This window comes from Micromonospora sp. NPDC049799, assembly GCF_040656655.1.
Taxonomy (GTDB): Bacteria; Actinomycetota; Actinomycetes; order Mycobacteriales; family Micromonosporaceae; genus Micromonospora.
This window is the reverse complement of the sequence record NZ_JBFAMU010000263.1, coordinates 1-6,908: the sequence shown is the minus strand read 5'-3', so window position 1 is coordinate 6,908 and position 6,908 is coordinate 1. Positions and strand designations below refer to the sequence as shown.

Sequence of the window (6,908 nt, the reverse complement as noted above, 5' to 3'; positions counted from 1 at the left end):
CCGCCCGCCGGCCGGGGAGGCCGGTGCGGGCGGTGCGGTCCGCGGCGGTGCTGCCTGCGCTGTCGGGCTCACTTGACGATGCCCTCGATCTGCGTACGGGCGGCCTTCAGCAGCGCGGCGTAGTCGGCGCCCGGGGTCAGCGCCTTCTGGATGGTGGGCACCAGGACGCTGTCGACGATCCGCTGCCAGTGCGGGCTTGCCGGGCGCGGCTTCGTGGCGCTCGCGTTGAGGGTGGACAGCAGCGGGCCGAACGACTCGTAGCCGGGCTTGTCCGCGTACTGCTGGTAGGCGGACTTGCGGGCGGCGAGACCGAGGGTGGTCTCGATGCTGAGCGCGTTGTCGTCGTACGCCGCCTTGATGAACTGCTTGGCGAGGTCGCCCTTCGCGCCGTCCTTCGGGACCGACAGGTACCAGGGGCCGGGGATGCCGGCGACGCCCGCGGTGCCGCCGATCATCGGGGCCGCGCCGACCTTGCCGGCCACCTTCGCGTCGGCCGGGATCTGCCGGTACGCGTGCGCCCAGAACCGCGTCATCGCGGTCTGACCCTGGTTGAACAGGTTCTGCGCGGCGTTCCAGTCGGTCTGCGCCGCGCCGGCCGGGGCGACCCTGTGCTTGTTGTTGAGGTCGGCGTAGAAGGTCAGCGCGGCCACGTGCTGGGCGTTGTCGACGATGACGGCGCCGGTGTCGTCGAGGACCACGCCGGGGGAGCCGGCCTGGAGGACGTGGGCGAGCCACTCGGTTTCCACGGCGCCCTTCACATCGGTGCCCCAGAGCTTCTGGTCGGGCCGGGTGAAGAAGACGGCGATGTCGGTGAACTGCTGCCAGGTGGTGGGCGGGGCGAGCGGGTAGCCGTACTTCGCCTGGAAGGCCGCCTTCTCCTTCGGGTCGGAGAAGAGGTCCTTGCGGTAGAAGAGGATCTCGCTGTTGGTCCAGACCGGCATGCCGACGAACGATCCGCCGGACTGGGCCTCCTGCACGAGCGCGGGGAACAGGTCGTTCCTGACCTCGGCGGTGAACAGGTCGTCGAGGCCGGCGAGCTTGCCGGCGAAGAGCGGCAGCCACACCGCGTCGACGGCGCACACGTCGAAGGACGGCTTGCCGTTGGACAGCTCGCTGGTCAGCCGGTTGAACAGGCCCTCGTACGGCAGCTCGACCAGGGTGACCGTGGTGCCGGTGGCCTGCTGGAACTTGTCCACGACCGGCTGGAGCTCGATCTTGCCGCCGCCCTCGCAGGCGACGGTGAGGGTCTTGGTGTCGCCGGATCCCGCGGCGGTGGTCCCGCCGGCACCGCAGGCGGCGGTGCCGAGCAGGGCCGCCGCGCCGGCGCCGGCGGTGAGGCCGAGGAAGCCGCGCCGGGGGAGTCCGACGGTACGTGTGAGGGTCATCGTCCGCTCCGATCAGGGGGTCGTCCGGGCGCGTGGGGGCGCGCGCCGGAGCGCGTGGTGGGAGTCCGTGAGGCAGGTGCCAAAACCTTTTGGCAAAAGCTTTTGGCAGAGCGTAAGAGCGGTTTCCGTGACGGTCAAGTGTCGTTTGTGTGAAGGGCGTCAGAGAGGCGGGCAGCGCGACACTGCCGCTGATGGGGACCAGCGGACCGCCGGAGGTCCAGGCATGCCGCGACGGCACGACCCAAGCCGACCGACCCGTGGTGAACCAGACCCCGCAGAGCTGGCCGCCGTCACCTCCGGTTGGACAGCCGGCGGGCCGGCCGGCCAGAGTGTCCGCCGTGAGGTACCTGCGGACGGCCGGCGCGGTCGGGATCAGACGGCCCCGGCCCGGCGACGAGGCGGAGTTCACCGCCGCCGCCCGGCGGAGCCGGGACCTGCACCACCCCTGGCTGACCGCTCCCGCCGACCCGGCGGCGTACGCCGCGTACCTGGCCAAGCTGCGCCGCCCGGACCACTCCGGCTACCTGATCTGCGACCGGGCCAGCGGGGCGATCGCGGGCTACGCGAACATCAGCGCCATCGTCCTGGGCGCCCTGCGCGGCGGTTTCCTGGGCTATGCCGCGTTCCTGCCGTTCAACGGCACGGGACACGCCTCGACCGGAATCGGCCTGGTCGTCGACCACGCGTTCACCGCGCTGGGCCTGCACCGGCTGGAGGCCAACATCCAACCGGGCAACGAGCCGTCCCGGGCGGTGGCCCGCAAGCTCGGCTTCCGGCTGGAGGGCTTTTCCCCGGACTACCTCTTCATCGACGGGGCCTGGCGCGACCACGAACGCTGGGCCATCACCGCCCCGGACCGGTGATCAAGGGGTTCGCGTCAGGGTCCGCGCCGGAACTGACGCAAACCCCTTGATCAACGCGGAGTGGGGCAGGGCGGGGTGGGGCGGGGTGGGGCAGGGTGGGGTGGGGCAGGGTGGGGTGGGGTGGTCAGCGGCCGGGGCCGCGGGTTTCGCGGCGCTGGACGCCGAGGCGCTCGATGCGCCCCTGCTTCTGCTCGACGCGCCGCCGCTGCCGGGGCGTGAGCTGCTTGCGGCCGCTCTGCTGCAGGTAGATCGGCTGGCGCTGGTCGTTCGACATGGGGGCGCTCATGACCGTTTCCTCCTCGTCGTGCGTGCTGCGGACGCTCCCACCGTGCGCCCGCACCGGGTGAGCGGACCCCACCCGATGCGGGCTATCCGGACCGGACGTCAACTGCCCGGCCTCGGGAACGCCACGGGAGAGCGGTGCCCGTCTCGCCCGACCGCGCGTGCGCCGAAGACGACGTTGTCCTTCGACAGGTCGATCGTCGTCTCGGTGACGTCGCCGACCTCGATGACCTTCTGCCACTCCGGCGGCGCCGATGCCGCGTACCGGATCGTCCTGGCTGGAGAGGGTGTGCCGGGTGCCGAACGCGGCCAGCCGGCGCACGGTGGCCTCGATCCGGTCGGAGTCGATCTCGCGTAACAACGCGCGCAGCTCGCGGTCGGGGGCCTGCGGCCGCGCCGGGCGGCCGGGTCCGCGCGGCGGCGGCGAGCCGTCGGCGGCGGCCGGCTCGGCGACCAGGGGTCCGGCCACCGCGGCGGTGGCGGTGGCGGCGGACAGGAAGGTACGCCGGGACGACCTCGTGGGTCGGTCGCCGGCGGTCTCGTGGGATCCGATTCCGGCATCATCGCCATCGATGGCGGTCTTTGTGCATATCGGCAGTCATGGATGGTGTGGTTCACCCGGTGCGGGTGATGCCGCGGCCCCGTGTCCCTTCCTACGGTGGGTGCATGGCTGCCGCGCGTCCGACGCCCGCCGACCCGTTCCCCGGCGTGACCGCCCTGAGCCGTGAGCCGGGGGACCAGCGGGCCGTCCCGCCCGAGCTGGGCACGAACTCCGTCGCCGTGCTCAACGGCCCGACCTTCCTGTACTCCGACTCGTGCGGGGACGTGCCGCCGGGCACCATCGGGGGGCTCGTCCACATGGACACCCGCCTGCTCAGTGGTTGGGTGCTCACCGTCAACGGGGCTCAACTGCTGCCGCTGCGCGGCGAGACGATCGACCACTACTCGGCCCAGTTCATGCTGGCCAACCCCGACGTGCCCGGGCTGCCGCCGGACAGCCTCGCCGCCCGTCGCATCCGCTACGTCGGTGACGGCTTCCACGAGCGGGTCGAGCTGCTGTCCTTCCGGACCGAGCGGGTGCGGCTGGAGGTACGGCTGGCCGTCGCCGCGGACTTCGCCGACCTCTTCGAAGTCAAGTCCGGGGTGCGGAACCGTTCGGCCCGGATCACCCGCTCCCACGCCCCGCACGAGCTGCGTTTCGACTACTCCGTTGACGGTTTCGCCGCGTCCACGCAGGTCCGGTCGGATCCGCCGGCCACCCGTGTCGAAGGCGACGACCTCGTCTGGGAGATCGAACTCGACCCCCGTGAGGGGTGGCATGTCGACCTGGTCGTGCCCCTGCCGACGGGGCACCGCGTGATGATCGACCCCCTCGGCGGCGACATCTCGCAAGTTATTCACCGGTCCACCGACAACCCACTGCGCCGCTGGGTGGAGGACCGGGCTGCCCTGCACAGTGACAACCCGGTGGTGGAGCGGGCCACCAACCGCTCCCGCTTCGACCTCGCCGCGCTCCGGCTCGACCTGGAGATCCGCGGGCAGCGGGTGATGCTGCCCGGCGCCGGCCTGCCGTGGTTCCTCACCGTGTTCGGCCGGGACACGCTGATCACCGCGTACCAGACGCTGGTGGCCGGGCCGGCGCTGGCGAAGGGGGCGCTCCTCGCGCTCTCCGGGCTCCAGGGGCGCACCTGCGACGACTTCACCGACGAGGAGCCGGGCAAGATCCTGCACGAGTTCCGCAGCGGCGAGCTGACCCGCACCGGCGTCAAGCCGTACAACCCCAACTACGGCACCGCCGACGCCACCCAGCTCTGGTTGATCCTCCTGTCGGAGTATTGGCGGTGGACCGGTGACGACGACCTGGTCCGATCGCTGCGCGACAACGCCCTCGCCGCCCTGAACTGGATCGACGAGTTCGGCGACCGCGACGGCGACGGCTACGTCGAGTACGCCACCCGCTCACCCGAGGGACTCGGCAACCAGTGTTGGCGGGACTCTCCGGACGGGGTGCGCTTCTCCGACGGGCGGATGCCGGTGCTGCCAATCGCCACCAGCGACCTGCAGGGTTACACGTACGACGCGAAGCTCCGGCTCGCCGAGCTGGCCGACGGCCCGCTGGCCGACCCGGCGCTGGCGCGGCGGCTGCGCGCGGACGCCGCAGACCTGTTCGAACGGTTCAACCGCGACTTCTGGATCGAGGAGCGGGGCGGCTTCTACGCAACCGGCCTGGACGGGGACAAGAATCGCATCGACTCGAAGACCTCCAACATGGGCCACCTGCTGTGGAGCGGCATCGTGCCGCCGGACCGCGCCGGAGCGGTGGTCCGCCAGCTCGTGCACCCCGACATGTTCTCGGGCTGGGGCATCCGCACCCTGTCCCGGGAGGAGCGGCCGTACAACGCGCTCGGGTACCACCTCGGTACCGTCTGGCCGCACGACAGCTCCATCGCCGTGCTGGGGATGGCCCGCTACGGCTACCGGGCCGAGGCCAACCAGGTCAGCATCGCCCTGCTCGAAGCGGCCGAGCAGTTCGATTACCGGCTGCCGGAGGCGCTCAGCGGGTACGTCCGCGAGCGGACCCTGTTCGCCGTCCCGTACCCGACCGCGTGCAGGCCGCAGGCCTGGGCGGCGGGTGCGCCGCTGGCGCTGGTGCGGGCGATGCTCGGGCTCAACCCGGTCGGCGGGCACCTGACCATCGACCCGGTCATCCCGCCCGAGATAGGCCGGATCACCGCCGAGCGCGTCCGTGCCTTCGGGCAGCTCTGGGAGGTGGAGGCGGTCGCCGGCACCGGCCACGTCCGTCGGTCCGCCGGCTGACGGCAGGTCACCGGCGGCGCTTGATCTGCCACGTTTGTCCGCCCCGGCGATGGGAACGGGGCCGAAATGACGAAACCTCGTGTGGTGATCGTGGGGGCCGGGTTCGCCGGTTACCACGCGGCGAAGACGCTGAGCCGGCTGGCGAAGGGCCGGGCCGAGATCGTGGTCCTCAATGCCACCGACTACTTCCTCTACCTGCCGCTGCTGCCCGAGGTGGCAGCCGGAGTGGTCGAGCCGACGCGGATCTCCGTGCCGCTCGCGGGCACCCTGCCCGGCGTACGGGTCGTCATCGGCGAGGCCGACCACGTCGACCTGCAGAACCGCTGGGTCGGCTTCACCCAGCCCGAGGGGGACCACAACCGCCTCGCGTACGACCGGCTGGTGCTCGCCGTCGGCAGCGTCAACAAGCTGCTGCCCATCCCCGGCGTGACCGAGTACGCGCACGGCTTCCGCAGCCTGCCCGAGGCGCTGTTCCTGCACGACCACGTCGTCCGGCAGATCGAGTTGGCCGAGCAGGCGGAGGACCCGGACGAGCAGCGGGCCCGTGCCACCTTCGTTGTCGTCGGCGCCGGTTACACGGGCACCGAGGTTGCCGCGCACGGGCAACTCTTCACCGATGCCCTGAGCCGCCACCGGACCCGCCTCAAGATCCGCCCCAGGTGGATGCTGCTGGACGTCGCCCCGCGGGCGCTGCCGGAGTTGAACGAGCGCATGTCCAGGACCGCCCACAAGGTGCTCGACCGGCGCGGCGTCGACGTCCGGATGGGCACCTCGGTCGCGGTGGCCACCGCCGACGGCGTCAAGCTCACCGACGGCGACTACATTCCGACCTGCACCCTGGTCTGGTGCGTGGGCGTCCGCCCCGACCCCTTCGTCTCCGAACTGGGCCTGCGCACCGAGAAGGGGCGCCTCGTCACCGACGAGTTCCTGAACGTTCCCGGCTTCCCCGAGGTGTACGCCTGCGGCGACGCAGCCGCGGTGCCCGACATGACCCGCCCCGGCCAGATCTGCACCATGACCGCCCAGCACGCCCAGCGGCAGGGCAAGCTGGCCGCGCACAACATCGCCGCCTCCTACGGGTTCGGGCGGCGCAAGCCGTACAAGCACCACGACCTCGGTTGGGTGGTCGACCTGGGCGGCAAGGACGCCGCCGCGAACCCGCTCCAGGTGCCGCTGGCCGGGCTGCCCGCGAAGGCCGTCACCCGGGGCTACCACCTGCTCGCCATGCCCGGCAACCGGGCGCGCGTCGGCGCCGACTGGCTCCTCGACGCCGCCCTGGCCCGCCCGGCCGTGCAGCTCGGCCTCGTCCCGGCGAAGTCCGTCCCGCTGGAGAGTTCCTCACCCGAGGTCCCCGTCCACGCCACGCGCTGACGCCGTCCCCACCTCCACAAGCTGGGATCTGGCTCCACGCCGGGCTCGCCCCGCGGACCTGCATCCGCGATCTTGCACTTTCTGCCGGTGCATAAGGGCTGCAATCGCCCATAGCGGCGACCGAAAGTGCAAGATCGCGGGCGGGGGTGCGGGCGGGGGCGGGGGCGGGGTCAGGGTGGGGTGGTTAGGG

6 protein-coding genes are annotated in these 6,908 nt (G+C 71.9%); 4 read left to right on the top strand and 2 right to left on the bottom strand.

Features of this window, described 5'->3' with window-relative positions; genetic code table 11:
- Positions 1-68 precede the first annotated feature (68 nt).
- Complete coding sequence (locus AB0I76_RS19145) at positions 69-1,385, bottom strand: sugar ABC transporter substrate-binding protein (protein ID WP_357036959.1); 1,317 nt, start codon at positions 1,383-1,385, stop codon at positions 69-71.
- 338 nt (positions 1,386-1,723) lie between these two features.
- Here AB0I76_RS19145 and AB0I76_RS19140 point away from each other — a divergent pair, with 338 nt between their 5' ends.
- The gene (locus AB0I76_RS19140) at positions 1,724-2,248 is read left to right on the top strand and encodes a GNAT family protein (protein WP_357036957.1); all 525 of its coding nucleotides are present in this window, start codon (positions 1,724-1,726) and stop codon (positions 2,246-2,248) included.
- Positions 2,249-2,372: 124 nt separating this feature from the next.
- Here AB0I76_RS19140 and AB0I76_RS19135 read toward each other — a convergent pair whose 3' ends face one another.
- A complete protein-coding gene (locus tag AB0I76_RS19135) occupies positions 2,373-2,534 on the bottom strand; it encodes a hypothetical protein (protein ID WP_357036954.1) in 162 nt (53 codons plus the stop codon).
- 204 nt (positions 2,535-2,738) lie between these two features.
- Here AB0I76_RS19135 and AB0I76_RS19130 point away from each other — a divergent pair, with 204 nt between their 5' ends.
- The 3 genes from AB0I76_RS19130 (at position 2,739) to AB0I76_RS19120 (ending at position 6,718) form a co-directional block, all read left to right on the top strand.
- A complete protein-coding gene (locus AB0I76_RS19130; RefSeq protein WP_357036951.1) occupies positions 2,739-2,888 on the top strand; it encodes a hypothetical protein in 150 nt (49 codons plus the stop codon).
- A 308-nt stretch (positions 2,889-3,196) separates the two neighbouring features.
- Positions 3,197-5,347: a glycogen debranching N-terminal domain-containing protein gene (locus tag AB0I76_RS19125; protein ID WP_357036948.1), complete on the top strand. Its 2,151-nt coding sequence runs from the start codon at positions 3,197-3,199 to the stop codon at positions 5,345-5,347.
- Positions 5,348-5,413: 66 nt separating this feature from the next.
- Positions 5,414-6,718 carry an NAD(P)/FAD-dependent oxidoreductase gene (locus AB0I76_RS19120; protein WP_357036945.1) on the top strand — a complete coding sequence of 435 codons (1,305 nt, stop codon included), beginning with the start codon at positions 5,414-5,416 and terminating at the stop codon, positions 6,716-6,718.
- Positions 6,719-6,908 lie beyond the last annotated feature (190 nt).